This window comes from Streptomyces sp. NPDC055632, assembly GCF_053618675.1.
This window is the reverse complement of record NZ_JBSHHY010000002.1, coordinates 508,816-522,542: the sequence shown is the minus strand read 5'-3', so window position 1 is coordinate 522,542 and position 13,727 is coordinate 508,816. Positions and strand designations below refer to the sequence as shown.

The 13,727-nt window shown below is 71.9% G+C and carries 13 protein-coding genes; 4 read left to right on the top strand and 9 right to left on the bottom strand.

Annotated features, from left to right (window positions below):
- Window positions 1-21 precede the first annotated feature (21 nt).
- From ACWGSR_RS05035 to nth, 3 genes are all read right to left on the bottom strand, one after another.
- Entirely contained in the window at window positions 22-1,221 is a 1,200-nt protein-coding gene (locus tag ACWGSR_RS05035; protein ID WP_376246670.1) for a MarP family serine protease, read from the bottom strand.
- 48 nt (window positions 1,222-1,269) lie between these two features.
- Window positions 1,270-2,019, bottom strand: coding sequence for an NUDIX hydrolase (locus ACWGSR_RS05030; RefSeq protein WP_376246673.1), 750 nt, complete (start codon window positions 2,017-2,019; stop codon window positions 1,270-1,272).
- Window positions 2,020-2,105: 86 nt separating this feature from the next.
- Window positions 2,106-3,047, bottom strand: a complete 942-nt coding sequence (nth, locus tag ACWGSR_RS05025; protein WP_453563669.1) for an endonuclease III — start codon at window positions 3,045-3,047, stop codon at window positions 2,106-2,108.
- 231 nt (window positions 3,048-3,278) lie between these two features.
- Between nth and ACWGSR_RS05020 the strand changes: the two genes are divergently transcribed.
- The gene (locus ACWGSR_RS05020; protein ID WP_015034542.1) at window positions 3,279-3,953 is read left to right on the top strand and encodes a Crp/Fnr family transcriptional regulator; all 675 of its coding nucleotides are present in this window, start codon (window positions 3,279-3,281) and stop codon (window positions 3,951-3,953) included.
- A 107-nt stretch (window positions 3,954-4,060) separates the two neighbouring features.
- On the opposite strand, the gene ACWGSR_RS05015 is transcribed toward ACWGSR_RS05020, so the two are convergent.
- The 5 genes from ACWGSR_RS05015 to ACWGSR_RS04995 form a co-directional block, all read right to left on the bottom strand.
- On the bottom strand, window positions 4,061-4,945 hold the full coding sequence (locus tag ACWGSR_RS05015) for a prohibitin family protein (RefSeq protein ID WP_376246681.1): 885 nt from the start codon (window positions 4,943-4,945) through the stop codon (window positions 4,061-4,063).
- Between the two features lie 144 nt (window positions 4,946-5,089).
- Window positions 5,090-5,920, bottom strand: coding sequence for an MBL fold metallo-hydrolase (locus ACWGSR_RS05010; RefSeq protein ID WP_376246684.1), 831 nt, complete (start codon window positions 5,918-5,920; stop codon window positions 5,090-5,092).
- A complete protein-coding gene (locus ACWGSR_RS05005) occupies window positions 5,917-6,804 on the bottom strand; it encodes an NUDIX hydrolase (RefSeq protein ID WP_376246687.1) in 888 nt (295 codons plus the stop codon). The genes ACWGSR_RS05010 and ACWGSR_RS05005 overlap by 4 nt, the downstream gene beginning before the upstream one ends.
- 229 nt (window positions 6,805-7,033) lie before the next feature.
- The gene (locus tag ACWGSR_RS05000; RefSeq protein WP_376328185.1) at window positions 7,034-7,504 is read right to left on the bottom strand and encodes a RidA family protein; all 471 of its coding nucleotides are present in this window, start codon (window positions 7,502-7,504) and stop codon (window positions 7,034-7,036) included.
- Window positions 7,501-7,659, bottom strand: coding sequence for a DUF4177 domain-containing protein (locus tag ACWGSR_RS04995; RefSeq protein WP_106969341.1), 159 nt, complete (start codon window positions 7,657-7,659; stop codon window positions 7,501-7,503). Before ACWGSR_RS04995 ends, ACWGSR_RS05000 begins: the two co-directional genes overlap by 4 nt.
- 182 nt (window positions 7,660-7,841) lie before the next feature.
- Here ACWGSR_RS04995 and ACWGSR_RS04990 point away from each other — a divergent pair, with 182 nt between their 5' ends.
- A complete protein-coding gene (locus ACWGSR_RS04990) occupies window positions 7,842-8,804 on the top strand; it encodes an ArsA family ATPase (RefSeq protein WP_376232933.1) in 963 nt (320 codons plus the stop codon).
- 77 nt (window positions 8,805-8,881) lie between these two features.
- A complete protein-coding gene (locus ACWGSR_RS04985; RefSeq protein ID WP_453563667.1) occupies window positions 8,882-10,282 on the top strand; it encodes an ArsA family ATPase in 1,401 nt (466 codons plus the stop codon).
- Between the two features lie 181 nt (window positions 10,283-10,463).
- Here ACWGSR_RS04985 and ACWGSR_RS04980 read toward each other — a convergent pair whose 3' ends face one another.
- Window positions 10,464-10,808 (bottom strand): WhiB family transcriptional regulator, encoded by a 345-nt coding sequence (locus ACWGSR_RS04980; RefSeq protein WP_030206027.1) that lies wholly within the window; start codon window positions 10,806-10,808, stop codon window positions 10,464-10,466.
- A 516-nt stretch (window positions 10,809-11,324) separates the two neighbouring features.
- Between ACWGSR_RS04980 and ACWGSR_RS04975 the strand changes: the two genes are divergently transcribed.
- A complete protein-coding gene (locus ACWGSR_RS04975; RefSeq protein ID WP_376232936.1) occupies window positions 11,325-13,547 on the top strand; it encodes a transglycosylase domain-containing protein in 2,223 nt (740 codons plus the stop codon).
- Window positions 13,548-13,727 lie beyond the last annotated feature (180 nt).

Below are 13,727 nucleotides of genomic sequence, written 5' to 3'. Positions count from 1 at the left end.
TACGAGGAGCACGCGGGAACGTCAGAGGGCGCAGCCCTGGGTGTCGACCTGCTGGTTGGCCGCCAGGCCGCGCTCGACGTCCCCGCGGACCTCGTCGGCCGTCAGGGCGTAGCCCGTGTTCGCGTCGTCGCGGGAGCGGGCGAAGATCACGCCGTACACCTCGCCGTCCTCGGTGAGGAGCGGGCCGCCGGAGTTGCCCTGGCGGACCGTCGCGTACAGCGAGTACACGTCCCTGTTGACCTGGCCACGGCTGTAGATGTCGGGGCCGTCGGCGCTGATGCGGCCCCGGACGCGCGCCGAGCGCACGTCGTACGCGCCGTTCTCCGGGAAGCCGGCGACGATCGCGCCGTCGCCGCTGCGGGCGTCCTCGTCGGCGAAGACGAGCGGCGTGGCCTTGAGGTCCGGCACGTCCAGGACGGCGATGTCGCGCTGCCAGTCGTAGAGGACGACCTTGGCGTCGTAGAGCCTGCCCTCGCCGCCTATCTGGACGGTCGGCTCGTCGACGCCGCCGACGACGTGGGCGTTGGTCATGATGCGGCGCTCGGCGAAGACGAAGCCGGTGCCTTCGAGGACCTTGCCGCAGCTCTGCGCGGTGCCGACGACCTTCACGATGGAGCGCTGGGCACGGGCGGCGACCGGGCTGTCGGCGAGCGCCGGGTCGGGGGGCGTGACCGGGGTGATGGGCTCGTTGACGAAGGGGCTGAAGACCGGCGGGAAGCCGCTGCGGGCCAGCGTGGAGCGGAAGTCGGCGAACCAGCCGGACGCCTGTTCCGGCATCACCCGCTCCAGGCCGAGCAGCACCCTGGAGCTCCGCACCTCCTTGCCCAGGGTGGGCATCGAGGTGTTGGCGATGAGCGAGCCGATCAGCCAGGCCACGAGCAGCATCGCGACGACGTTGACCAGGGCGCCGCCCGTGGCGTCGAGGGCGCGCGCGGGCGACCAGGTGATGTGCCGGCGCAGCTTGTTGCCGAGGTGGGTGGTGAAGGCCTGGCCGACGGAGGCGCAGACGATGACCACCATCACGAAGACGACCGTCGCCGTGGTCGAGACCTCGCTGTTGTCGGTCAGTTCGTTCCAGAGGACCGGGAGCAGCAGGACGGCGACGAGACCGCCGCCGAGGAAGCCGATCACCGAGAGGATGCCGACCACGAATCCCTGGCGGTAACCGATGATCGCGAACCACACGGCGGCGAGCAGCAACAAGATGTCCAGCACGTTCACCGTCAATAGCCTCGCAGATTCGTTTCCGGTCGCCCCGGGGTCAGCCTGTCATGAGCGCCAGTCGAGCGGGACCTGTCTGGACCTGTCCCAGGGCAGCTCCCAGCCGGCGAAGTGGAGGATGCGGTCGATCACCCCGGCAGTGAAACCCCAGACCAGGGCGGATTCGACCAGGAACGCCGGGCCTTTGTGGCCGCTGGGGTGGACGCTGGTCGCGCGGTTCCGCGGGTCCGTGAGATCCGCCACGGGGACGGTGAAGACGCGGGCGGTCTCTCCGGGGTCGACGACCCCGACCGGGCTCGGGGCGCGCCACCAGCCGAGGACCGGGGTGACGACGAAGCGGCTGACCGGGATGTAGAGCCGGGGCAGCACGCCGAAGAGCTGGACGCCGGCGGGGTCGAGCCCGGTCTCCTCCTGGGCCTCGCGCAGGGCGGCGCGCAGCAGCCCGCCGTCCTCGGGGGCGCCGTCCTCGGGGTCGAGGGCGCCGCCGGGGAAGGAGGGCTGTCCGGCGTGCGAGCGGAGGGTGCCGGCGCGCTCCATGAGGAGCAGCTCGGGGCCCCGCTCGCCCTCGCCGAAGAGGACGAGGACGGCGGACTGGCGCCCGTCCCCGCTCGCGGGCGGCAGGAAGCGGCTCAACTGCTCGGGTTGGACGGTGAGGGCGGCCCGGTCGACGGGGGCGAGCCAGGCGGGCAGGCCGTCGCGGCTGACGAGACCGCCGGTGCCGAAGCCGCGGGCCTCGTACCCGCGCGGCTCGGACCCGTGGGCCCCGTGTCCCTGGGTCTCTTCTTCAGTGCGCGTCATAGGCACCCCCGTCGGTTCACAACGCGATGGATGGGCGGGATCGTTCCCGGGGTCCGCGCCCCGGCCGGGGGCGGAGGGCGTCGGGCTCAGCCCCCTGCGCCCAGGGGCGGGGCCGGGCGGCCCGGGTAGTCGGGCGGCGGGTTGAGCCGCTGGCCGGGGAAGCCGCCCTTCTCGTACTTGAGCAGCTTCGCCGCCTTCTCGGGATCGGTCTCGCCCTCCCCGTACGACGGGCAGAGGTGGGTGATCGGGCAGGCGCCGCACGCGGGCTTGCGGGCGTGGCAGATGCGGCGGCCGTGGAAGATCACCCGGTGCGAGAGCATGGTCCACTCGCTCTTCGGGAAGATCGTGGCGACCTCGGCCTCGATCTTCACCGGGTCGTCGGACTCGGTCCACCTCCAGCGCCGGGCGAGGCGCATGAAGTGGGTGTCGACGGTGATGCCGGGGACCCCGAAGGCGTTGCCGAGGACGACGAAGGCGGTCTTGCGGCCGACGCCGGGGAGCTTGACCAGGTCCTCCAGGCGGCCGGGCACCTCGCCGCCGAAGTCGTCCCGGAGGGCGGCGGAGAGGCCCATGATCGACTTGGTCTTGGCGCGGAAGAAGCCGGTCGGCCGGATCAGCTCCTCGACCTCCTCGGGCACGGCGGCGGCGAGGTCCTCGGGCGTGGGGTACTTCGCGAAGAGGGCGGGGGTGGTCTGGTTGACCCGCAGGTCGGTGGTCTGGGCCGAGAGGACCGTGGCGACGAGCAGTTCGAAGGGGTTGCGGAAGTCGAGCTCCGGGTGGGCGTACGGATAGACCTCGGCCAGCTCGCGGTTGATCCGCCGCGCCCGGCGCACCATCGCGAGCCGCGACTCGGGCTTGGCGGCGCGGGGCGTCTCCGTCGTGGCCGCGCGGCGCGTCCCCTGCTGGGCGGCGCGGGCCGGGCGGGCTCCGGTGGCGCGTCCCGGCTCGGGCGAAGACTTCCGATTTGTCGCTTTCACCCGTTTCGGCGCACCGTGTTCGCCCACGGCGGAATTACTTTCGGCGGACACTCTTACAGCCCCCTTGGCCTGCGCTCTCACCGGCGAGTTGGACACGCGGCCAGCCTAGGGGCCGCCACCGACATCTGCCCCGGGCACGGCCGATCAGCCCCCGATCGGGCCCCTGACGTACGGAAGTGCGGCACGGTGCGTCAAACTTGTTGTGATTGATCGCACTGTTTTGTACGTCCGGCATCATGGGATCCGGATCCCGTGAGCAGGTCGACAGTATGGAGAGAACTCGTGGACGACGTTCTGCGGCGCGCCCCGCTCTTCGCGGCGCTCGATGACGAGCAGGCTGCCGAGCTGCGCGCCTCGATGAGTGAGGCGACGCTCGCCCGTGGCGACGCGCTCTTCCACGAGGGCGACCCCGGCGACCGCCTGTACGTGGTCACCGAGGGCAAGGTGAAGCTGCACCGCACCTCCCCCGACGGCCGCGAGAACATGCTGGCCGTCCTCGGCCCCGGCGAGCTCATCGGCGAGCTGTCCCTCTTCGACCCGGGCCCGCGCACCGCCACCGCGACCGCGCTGACCGAGGTCAAGCTGCTCGGCCTGGGCCACGGCGACCTCCAGCCCTGGCTGAACGCCCGCCCCGAGGTGGCCACCGCGCTGCTGCGCGCGGTCGCCCGCCGCCTGCGCAAGACCAACGACCAGATGTCCGACCTGGTCTTCTCCGACGTGCCGGGCCGTGTCGCCCGTGCGCTCCTCGACCTGTCGCGCCGCTTCGGCGTGCAGTCGGAGGAGGGCATCCACGTCGTCCACGACCTCACCCAGGAGGAGCTGGCCCAGCTCGTCGGCGCCTCCCGCGAGACGGTCAACAAGGCGCTCGCGGACTTCGCCCAGCGCGGCTGGCTGCGTCTGGAGGCCCGCGCCGTGATCCTCCTCGACGTGGAGCGCCTCGCGAAGCGCTCGCGGTAAGCGGTAAGCGGTAAGCAGGAGGTACGCACGCGCGTACACGTGGAGAAGGCCGCCCCCGGCTCCCGGGGGCGGCCTTCTCCGTACGCACGTACGCGCGTACTGCCGGATCAGCGCTTGGTGCCGTCCACGATCACCGGGGCGGAACCGCCGTTCGCGCAGGGCACGGTGTAGATCGGGTTCGCCGCCGCCGCCTCCTTGAAGGCGTCGATGCACTGGTTCATCAGGACCTTGTCCGTCAGCGAGTCGTTGAGGATCTTGTTGGCGCGGGCGATGCCCTCCGCCTCGATCCGGCGCCGGTCGGACTCGGCCTTGGCGGTGCGGGCGGCCTCGAGAGCGCGCTCGGTCGCCTGCTGCTGCTGGATCTTGCGGTCGATCTGGTCCTGCAGCGCCTTGGACGGCTTCACGTTGCGCAGGTTGACCGTGGTCACGTCGATGCCGCGCGGGGCCAGGCGCTCCTTGACCAGGGTGGCGATCTCCGCGTTGATCTTCTCGCGGGCGGAGCTGTAGCCCTCCTCGCTGGTGTGGCGGGCGAAGACGTTGCGGACGATCTCCCGGCTGTCCGGGAAGACCAGCCGCTGCTGGATGGCGGACTCGCTGCCGGCGAGCCGGTACAGCTCCACGGCCTTGGACGGCGCGACCGCCCACTTCACGGTCACCTCGACCTCCATCACACCGCCCTGCGAGGAACGGACCTCGACCACGTCCTGGTCGGACAGGTTCAGGTCCACCGGGCGGGTGGAGAAGGAGGTGACCGTGGTGAACGGCGAGATCACGTTCACGCCGGGCGACATGGGCGAACCCACCTTGCCGAAGGTCACCGGCACGCCCACCTCGTACGCGCCGACCACGTGGACGATGCTGGTGATGCCCGCGAGGAGGGCGGCGATCAGCGCGCCCAGCGCGCCGAGGCGGAGGCCGGTGCGGTCCAGGGAGCGCCCCACGAAGTAGAGCACCACCGCCGCTATGAGCAGAAGAATGGCCAGGACGAACACGAGAAATCCCCCCGGTGGAACGATGGCCGAGACAACGGACGTAAAGGGACCGTAAAGCATGGCGTGCCCACCGGGCCATGCCGCCTCCCGGCAACCGCGCCCCGGCCTCCGCTGCCGGGCCCGGACCCACCCCGGGGGCGCCGGTCAGATCAGCCCGCGCTCCCGCAGGTACTCCAGCTGCGCCCGCACCGACAGCTCGGCCGCCGGCCACAGGGAGCGGTCCACGTCCGCGTACACGTGGGCGACGACCTCCGGCGCCGTGCGGAGGCCGTTCTCGGCCGCCGTCTCGACCTGGGCGAGCCGGCTCGCCCGGTGCGCGAGGTAGAACTCCACGGCCCCCTGCGCGTCCTCCAGGACCGGCCCGTGGCCCGGCAGCACCGTGTGCACCCCGTCGTCGACGGTCAGCGAGCGCAGCCGCCGCAGCGAGTCCAGGTAGTCCCCGAGGCGCCCGTCCGGGTGCGCGACCATCGTCGTCCCGCGCCCCAGGATCGTGTCGCCGGTCAGGACCGCCCGGTCGGCGGGCAGGTGGAAGGAGAGCGAGTCCGAGGTGTGGCCGGGCGTCGGGACGACCCGCAGCTCCAGGCCGCCGACCGTCACCACGTCCCCCTCGCCGAGCCCCTCGTCGCCGAGCCGGAGCGCCGGGTCGAGGGCCCGCACGGGCGTCCGGGTCAGCTCGGCGAAGCGTCCCGCGCCCTCCGCGTGGTCCGGGTGGCCGTGGGTGAGCAGGGTGAGCGCGACCCGCTTGCCGAGCTTCTCGGCGGTGTCGACGACGTTCCGCAGGTGGCCCTCGTCGAGCGGGCCGGGGTCGACGACGACGGCCAGGTCCGAGCCGGGCTCGGAGAGCAGCCAGGTGTTGGTGCCGTCGAGGGTCATCGCGGACGGGTTGGGCGCCAGGACGTTCACGGCGCGGTCCGTCGCGGGCCCGGTGACCACGAGCCCGCGCGGCTGCCCGGGCAGGGCGGCGGCGTCGCTCATCGCGCACCCCCGGTCGGGATGATCTTGGTGAACTCCTCGTGGCCCGGCCAGCTCAGGACCAGCTCCTCGCCCTCCAGGCGCGCCTGGGCGAGCACGGGGGCCAGGTCCTGCGCCTCCGCCGCCGCGAGGGCCTCGGCGGCCGTCCCGTACGGCTCCAGGGTGCGCAGGGTGGAGATCGTCGGCGGCATCATCAGGAGCTCGCCCCGGTCGTAGCCGGCGGCGGCCTCCGCCGGGCGGATCCAGACCGTGCGGTCGGCCTCGGTGGAGGCGTTCCGGGTGCGCTGCCCGGCGGGGAGGGCGGCTACGAAGAACCAGGTGTCGTACCGGCGCTGCTCGAACTCGGGCGTGATCCAGCGGGCCCAGGCGCCGAGCAGGTCGGAGCGCAGGACGAGCCCGCGCCGGTCGAGGAAGTCCGCGAAGGACAGCTCGCGGGCGACGAGCGCCTCCCGGTCCCGCTCCCAGTCCTCGCCCGTCGTGTCCCCGACGACCCCGTCCTCGGTCTCCCCGGCGAGCAGCACGCCCGCCTCCTCGTACGTCTCGCGCACGGCGGCGCAGACCACGGCCTGGGCCTGCGCGGGGTCGTCGAGACCGAGCCGGGCCGCCCAGGTCTCCCGGGACGGGCCCGCCCAGCGCACCGGGTGCTCGTCGCGCGGGTCGACGCCGCCGCCGGGGTAGGCGTACGCGCCGCCCGCGAAGGCCATCGAGGTGCGGCGGCGCAGCATGTGGACGTCGGGCCCGGCGGCACCGTCGCGGAGGAGCAGGACGGTGGCGGCGCGCCGGGGCGCCACCGGGGTCAGCTCACCGGCGGCGAGGGCGCGGATGCGGTCGGGCCACTCCGGCGGGTACCACTGACCGTTCGACTGCTTCGACTGACCATTCGACATGGCCGGATGCTATGCGCAAGCGCGGGAATGCACGAGGGCGAGCCGGTGGGCGGGGCCCCGCGACGCGCGAAGGCCGGCCGCCCCGGCGGGGGACGGCCGGCCTTCGCGCGCGTACCGCGGTCTGCCCACACGCGCGTACCGCGGTCTGCCCACACGCGCGTACCGCGGTCTGCCCACGCGCGCGTGCCGTGGCCGGCCTTCGCGCGCGTGCTTACGGCGGGAGGGGCGGTCAGGCCTCGGTCAGCTCGACCTGGATCTCGACCTCGACCGGCGCGTCGAGCGGCAGCACGGTCACGCCGACGGCGCTGCGCGCGTGCACGCCCTTCTCGCCGAGGACGGCGCCGAGCAGCTCGCTGGCGCCGTTGACGACGCCCGGCTGGCCGGTGAAGTCGGCGGCGGAGGCGACGAAGCCGACGACCTTCACGACGCGCTTGACGCGGTCGAGGTCACCGGCGACCGACTTCACGGCCGCGAGGGCGTTGAGCGCGCACGTGGCGGCGAGCTGCTTGGCCTCCTCGGCGGTGACCTCGGCGCCGACCTTGCCGGTCACCGGGAGCTTGCCCGCCACCATCGGGAGCTGGCCCGAGGTGTAGACGTAGACGCCCGACTGCACCGCCGGCTGGTACGTGGCCAGCGGAGGGACGACCTCCGGCAGGGTCAGGCCCAGCTCGGCGAGCTTCGCCTCGACGGCCCCGCTCACGACTTGGGCCGCTTCAGGTAGGCCACGAGCTGCTCGGGGTTGTTCGGCCCGGGCACGACCTGGACGAGCTCCCAGCCGTCCTCGCCCCAGGTGTCCAGAATCTGCTTGGTCGCGTGCACCAGAAGCGGCACCGTGACGTACTCCCACTTGGTCATGGGCCCGACTGTATCCGCTGCCGCGGGGCGCTTCTCCGAGGCGGCTCTCCGAGCGGCCTCCCGGGCTGCTCGCCGGGTGGCTCTCCGAAAGGCCTCCCGCGCGCCCCCGAGGCACCCCCTAGGGAGCTTCTCGGGGGCGGCCTCCTGATTGGGCGCGGCCGCCAGTGGTTAGGCTCGACAGCGTGAGCAGGCTCCAGGTCGTCAGCGGCAAGGGCGGTACCGGTAAGACGACGGTCGCCGCCGCCCTCGCCCTCGCCCTCGCGACGGAGGGGAAGCGGACCCTCCTCGTCGAGGTCGAAGGCAGGCAGGGCATCGCACAGCTCTTCGAGACGGAGGCGCTTCCGTACGAGGAGCGCAAGATCGCCGTCGCCCCGGGCGGCGGGGAGGTGTTCGCGCTGGCGATCGACGCCGAGCGCGCGCTCCTCGACTACCTCCAGATGTTCTACAAACTGGGCAGCGCGGGGCGGGCCCTGAAGAAGCTCGGCGCGATCGACTTCGCGACGACGATAGCGCCGGGCGTACGGGACGTCCTGCTGACCGGCAAGGCGTGCGAGGCGGTCCGGCGGCGGGAGAAGGACGGCCGCCCGACCTACGACCACGTGGTCATGGACGCGCCGCCCACCGGCCGCATCACCCGCTTCCTCAACGTCAACGACGAGGTGGCCGGCCTGGCCAGGATCGGCCCGATACACAACCAGGCGCAGGCCGTCATGCGGGTCCTCAAGTCCCCCGAGACGGCGGTCCACCTGGTGACCCTCCTGGAGGAGATGCCGGTCCAGGAGACGGCGGACGGCGTCGCGGAGCTCCGCGCGGCCGAACTCCCGGTGGGGCGGGTCGTGGTGAACATGGTCCGGCCGCACGTCCTCGACGCCGCGGCGGTACGGGCCGCCTCCGGCGACCACCGGAAGGCGATCGCGAGGTCCCTGGCCTCCGTCGGCGTCACGGGCTCCGCGCAGCTCGTCGAGCCGCTCCTCGACCAGGCGGCCGAGCACGCCCGGCGGGTGGAGCTGGAGCGGGCGCAGCGCGCCGTCCTGGACGGCATCGGCGTCCCCGCGTACGAGCTTCCGTACCTGGGGGACGGGGGAGACATCGCGGGGCTCTACCGACTGGCGAAGGAACTGCGGAGGCAAGGGGTGGGCGCGTGACGGAGAAGACTGCGACCACTGCCGCGGGCGGGTCCGCCGACGGGACCGACGCGGCTCCCGTCCCGACTGCCGAAGGGATCGACGCCGCTTCCGCCCGGACCGCCGACGGGCTCGACACCGCTCCCGTCCTGGAGCTGGATCCGCTGCTCGACGACCGGGGCACCCGCATCATCGTCTGCTGCGGCGCGGGCGGGGTCGGCAAGACGACCACGGCGGCGGCCCTCGGCGTGCGGGCGGCGGAGCGCGGGCGGCGCGTCGTCGTCCTCACCATCGACCCGGCCCGCCGCCTCGCGCAGTCGATGGGGATCGACTCCCTCGACAACACCCCGCGCAAGGTGGAGGGCATCAAGGGCTCCGACGGCGGCGAGCTGCACGCGATGATGCTCGACATGAAGCGGACCTTCGACGAGATCGTCGAGGCGCACGCGGACGCCGGGCGGGCCCGGGCGATCCTGGAGAACCCCTTCTACCAGTCCCTGTCGGCCGGGTTCGCCGGTACGCAGGAGTACATGGCGATGGAGAAGCTGGGCCAGCTCCGGGCGCGCGACGAGTGGGACCTGATCGTCGTCGACACCCCGCCGTCCCGGTCCGCCCTGGACTTCCTGGACGCGCCGAAGCGGCTCGGGTCCTTCCTGGACGGGAAGTTCATCAAGCTGCTCATGGCTCCGGCGAAGGTCGGCGGCCGGGCCGGGATGAAGTTCCTGAACGTCGGCATGTCGATGATGACGGGGACGCTCGGAAAGCTGCTCGGGGGTCAGTTCCTCAAGGACGTGCAGACGTTCGTGGCGGCGATGGACACGATGTTCGGCGGTTTCCGGACCCGTGCGGACGCCACGTACAAGCTGCTCCAGGCGCCGGGAACGGCCTTCCTGGTGGTGGCCACGCCGGAGCGGGACGCGCTGCGCGAGGCCGCGTACTTCGTGGAGCGGCTGGCCGCCGAGGAGATGCCGCTGGCCGGTCTCGTCCTCAACCGCGTGCACGGCAGCGGGGCCGCCGGCCTGTCGGCGGAGCGGGCGCGGGCCGCCGCGGAAAATCTTGACGAGGGTCGCATTGTGGATCAGGGGGACGGGAAGACTGGTGAGCGTGGCTCCCCGGCCACCGACCCCGAGCCCTCCGAACTCGCCACCGCCGCCGCACCTGCCGCACCTGCCGCACCTGCCGTACCCGCCGGGTCCGAGGCTGCCCCCACAGCCACAGCCGACCCGGCCGCACAGCACGACGACGCCTCCGCCGTACGGGACGACGACACCGACGCCACAGACGTGGACGTACGGCATCTCACCGCCGGGCTCCTGCGTCTGCACGCCGAGCGCATGCGGGTCCTCGCGCGCGAGCAGCACACGCGTGACCGCTTCACCGCACGCCACCCCGAGGTGGCTGTGGCGGAAGTGGCCGCCCTGCCCGGCGATGTGCACGACCTCGCCGGGCTGCGGGCCATCGGTGACCGGCTCACAGGCGGGCGAACGCCCTCGGCCTGAGCCGCCGCCACCGTCTCCCGGTCGCCTTCCGACCGCCGCCCTCCGAACGAACGACCGCGCTCCGGCCGGTCGTCCTCCGACCGCCGCGCTCCGACTTGTTCGCCCTCGACCGGCCGCACTTCGGCCGACCGTCCTCCGACCGGTCGTACTCAGCGCGTCGGGGGCGTACGCCCCGGCGCGTTCAGCCGACCGCCGCGTACGCCTCGTACGTCGCGTCGTCGTCCATCGCCACGGGCAGCAGGCCCGCTCCCCGCTCGTACTCCGTGCGCGCGGTCTCCAGGAGCCGGCGCCACGAGGTGACGGTCGGTCTCCGGCGCAGCAGGGCGCGGCGCTCGCGCTCCGTCATCCCGCCCCACACGCCGAACTCCACGCGGTTGTCGAGGGCGTCGGCGAGGCACTCGGTCCGCACCGGGCATCCGGTGCACACCGCCTTCGCCCTGTTCTGCGCCGCTCCCTGCACGAAAAGTTCATCCGGATCGGTAGTGCGGCAGGCCGCCTGCGCACTCCAGTCAGCTACCCAGCCCATACCGGCGCCGTCCTCTCCCGAATCGAGGCTCCCCCACGGCGGCAGCGGCATATTCACCGCTGCCAGTTGGGACGTTACGGAAGGTGGGCACAGCGCAACACCCCCTTCGGGCCCAATCTTGAATGGCCCGAACGGACTATGCGTGCGCGTCAGATCACCCAGGGGAGTGATCGATGGACATGCGTGGAATAAAGGACATACCTCGCGGATATGCCCTTCCTCGGCGGTGTCACTTCGGACACCGCGTGACGCATGAGCCGGAATCGGACACGAGCTTTCCGTGTTTCGGGGTCACGGAAATTCATGCCGACGTCACAACCGGGCCTTGTGATCGGACCGCACCGCTGTGACAGTTGTGAGCAGCTTAGGCCAAGGCCTGTGCGCGTGTCCGGCGAATGGGAAGGCGGGCGCCCGGCGCGTCCGTACCACCCGTGGATGTCACGGTCCGGTACCCGAACGCTCCGAGAGGCCCCCGCTCCCGCTGTTCGCTCATGTCTACGGATTAGGCTGCCCCCCATGGCAAAGAAGCGCTCGGGCGGTGGTCTGACCGGGACCCAGCAGGCCGCCAAGTTCCTCGGTGTCAGTGTGCTCGCCGGAGCCGTGCTGGCAGGCATCGCCCTGCCCGCGGCCGGGGCACTCGGGCTGGCCGCGAAGGGCACGGTCGAGGGGTTCGACGAGATCCCCTCCAATCTGAAGACCCCGCCGCTGAGTCAGCGCACCAAGATCCTGGACTCCGAGGGCGGTCTGATCGCCACGGTGTACTCGCGGGACCGGACGGTCGTCCCGATCGAGAAGATCTCCCCGTACATGCAGAAGGCGATCGTCGCGATCGAGGACGGGCGCTTCTACGAGCACGGGGCGATCGACCTCAAGGGCGTGCTGCGCGCGATCAACCGGAACGCGCAGTCCGGCGGGGTCTCCGAGGGCGCGTCGACGCTCACCCAGCAGTACGTGAAGAACGTCTTCGTCGAGGAGGCCGGCGACGACCCCGAGAAGGTCGCGCAGGCCACCCAGCAGACCATCGGCCGCAAGGTCCGCGAGCTGAAGTTCGCGATCCAGGTCGAGGAGGAGCTGGGCAAGAAGAAGATCCTGGAGAACTACCTCAACATCACGTTCTTCGGGCAGCAGGCGTACGGCATCGAGGCCGCCTCGCAGCGGTACTTCTCCAAGCACGCCGCCGACCTGAACCTCGGCGAGGCGGCGATGATGGCCGGTCTCGTCCAGTCGCCCAGCCGCTACGACCCGATCAACGACGTCGAAGAGGCGACCAAGCGCCGCAACGTGGTCCTCCAGCGGATGGCCGACGTGAAGGACATCAGCCAGGCCGAGGCGGACGAGGCGAAGGCCGCCCCGCTGAAGCTGAAGGTGAAGACCCCGAAGAACGGCTGCATCACCGCCGTCCACGGCGCCGGCTTCTTCTGCGACTACGTCCGCAAGACGATCCTCACCGACCCGGTCTTCGGCAAGACGTCCGAGGAGCGCCAGAAGCTGTGGAACCTGGGCGGTCTCACCGTCAAGACCACGCTCAGCCCGCGCGCGCAGGCCGCCGCCAACGAGGCCGCCACCGCGAAGGTCAACAAGGACGACCCGGTCGCCGCCTCGGTTGTGCAGGTCCAGCCCGGCACCGGCAAGATCCTCTCGATGGGCCAGTCCCGCCCGTACGGACTCGACCCGAAGAAGCACGAGACGACGCTCAACCTCGGCGTCGCCAACCGGATGGGCGGCAGCACCTACGGCTTCCAGGTCGGCTCGACCTTCAAGCCGATCACCGCCGCCGCGGCCCTGGAGAAGGGCATCAGCCCCGCCCAGACCTACACCACGCCGTGGAAGATCGAGCTGGAGAACAACTCCTTCCGCACCTGCAAGGGCTCCCCCACCGGCTACGACAAGTGGGAGCTGCAGAACGAGCTGGAGGAAGAGGCCGGCACCTGGGACATGACGGGCGCGCTCGGCAAGTCCATCAACACCTACTTCGCGCTCCTGGAGCAGCAGACCGGCCTCTGCGAGACCGTGCAGATGGCGCGGAAGCTGGGCTACGAGCGCGGTGACGGCAAGCCGATCGAGGAGAACCCCTCGATCACCCTCGGCGGCGAGGTCAGCACCCCGCTGTCGATGGCGTCCGCCTACGCGACCTTCGCCAACCGGGGCCTGTACTGCACCCCGGTCGCCATCGAGTCGATCAAGGCCGCCAACGGCGACAAGCTCAACGTGCCGCAGACGAAGTGCACGCGGGCGATGAGCGACCGGACCGCCGACACGATCAACCAGATGCTGAAGGGCGTCGTCGAGGACGGCACCGGTACGAAGGCCGGTCTGAGCGACCGCGACAACGCGGGCAAGACCGGTACGACCAACGACCGCATGGACGCCTGGTTCGTCGGCTACACCCCGAACCTCTCCACCGCGGTCTGGGTGGGCGACGACATCGGCAAGAAGGACACGTCGATGTTCAGGATCACCATCGGCGGCGAGTACTACCCCAAGGTCTGCGGCGGCTGCCTCCCCGGCCCGATCTGGAAGGTCGCGATGACGGGTGCGCTGGACGCCGGCCAGACGCCGTCCTTCAACACCGTCTCCGTACCGCGGGCCGAGACGCCCGAGGACAAGGAGAAGGAGGGGGACCAGGGCCCGAACAAGCCCGGGAAGCCCAACAAGCCGAACAAGCCCCGCGACGGCAAGCCCGGTGACCGCAGGTCGAACACCCCCGGGATCACGCTCCCGCCGGGCATCTTCGACTGAGGCCGGTACCGGTACCGGTACCGGTATTCGGTACCGGTGGACCCCCGAGCGCACGAGAGAGGGGGGCCCCCCCACCCCGCGGCGGGGCCCCCGGCGCGCGGGGCGCGCCCCCGCGCGGCCGGCCCCCGCCGCCACCGCCGGGCCGAGCGGGCGCCTGGAGCTGCCCGGCGGGCGCCTGGA

Bases quoted from the DNA above. Each gene is read 5' to 3' on its own strand.
- ACWGSR_RS05030 (WP_376246673.1), bottom strand. From the start codon at position 2,019: ATGACGCGCACTGAAGAAGAGACCCAGGGACACGGGGCCCACGGGTCC.
- ACWGSR_RS05010 (WP_376246684.1), bottom strand. From the start codon at position 5,920: ATGAGCGACGCCGCCGCCCTGCCCGGGCAGCCGCGCGGGCTCGTGGTC.
- ACWGSR_RS05005 (WP_376246687.1), bottom strand. From the start codon at position 6,804: ATGTCGAATGGTCAGTCGAAGCAGTCGAACGGTCAGTGGTACCCGCCG.
- ACWGSR_RS04995 (WP_106969341.1), bottom strand. From the start codon at position 7,659: ATGACCAAGTGGGAGTACGTCACGGTGCCGCTTCTGGTGCACGCGACC.
- ACWGSR_RS04980 (WP_030206027.1), bottom strand. From the start codon at position 10,808: ATGGGCTGGGTAGCTGACTGGAGTGCGCAGGCGGCCTGCCGCACTACC.
- ACWGSR_RS04975 (WP_376232936.1), top strand. From the start codon at position 11,325: ATGGCAAAGAAGCGCTCGGGCGGTGGTCTGACCGGGACCCAGCAGGCC.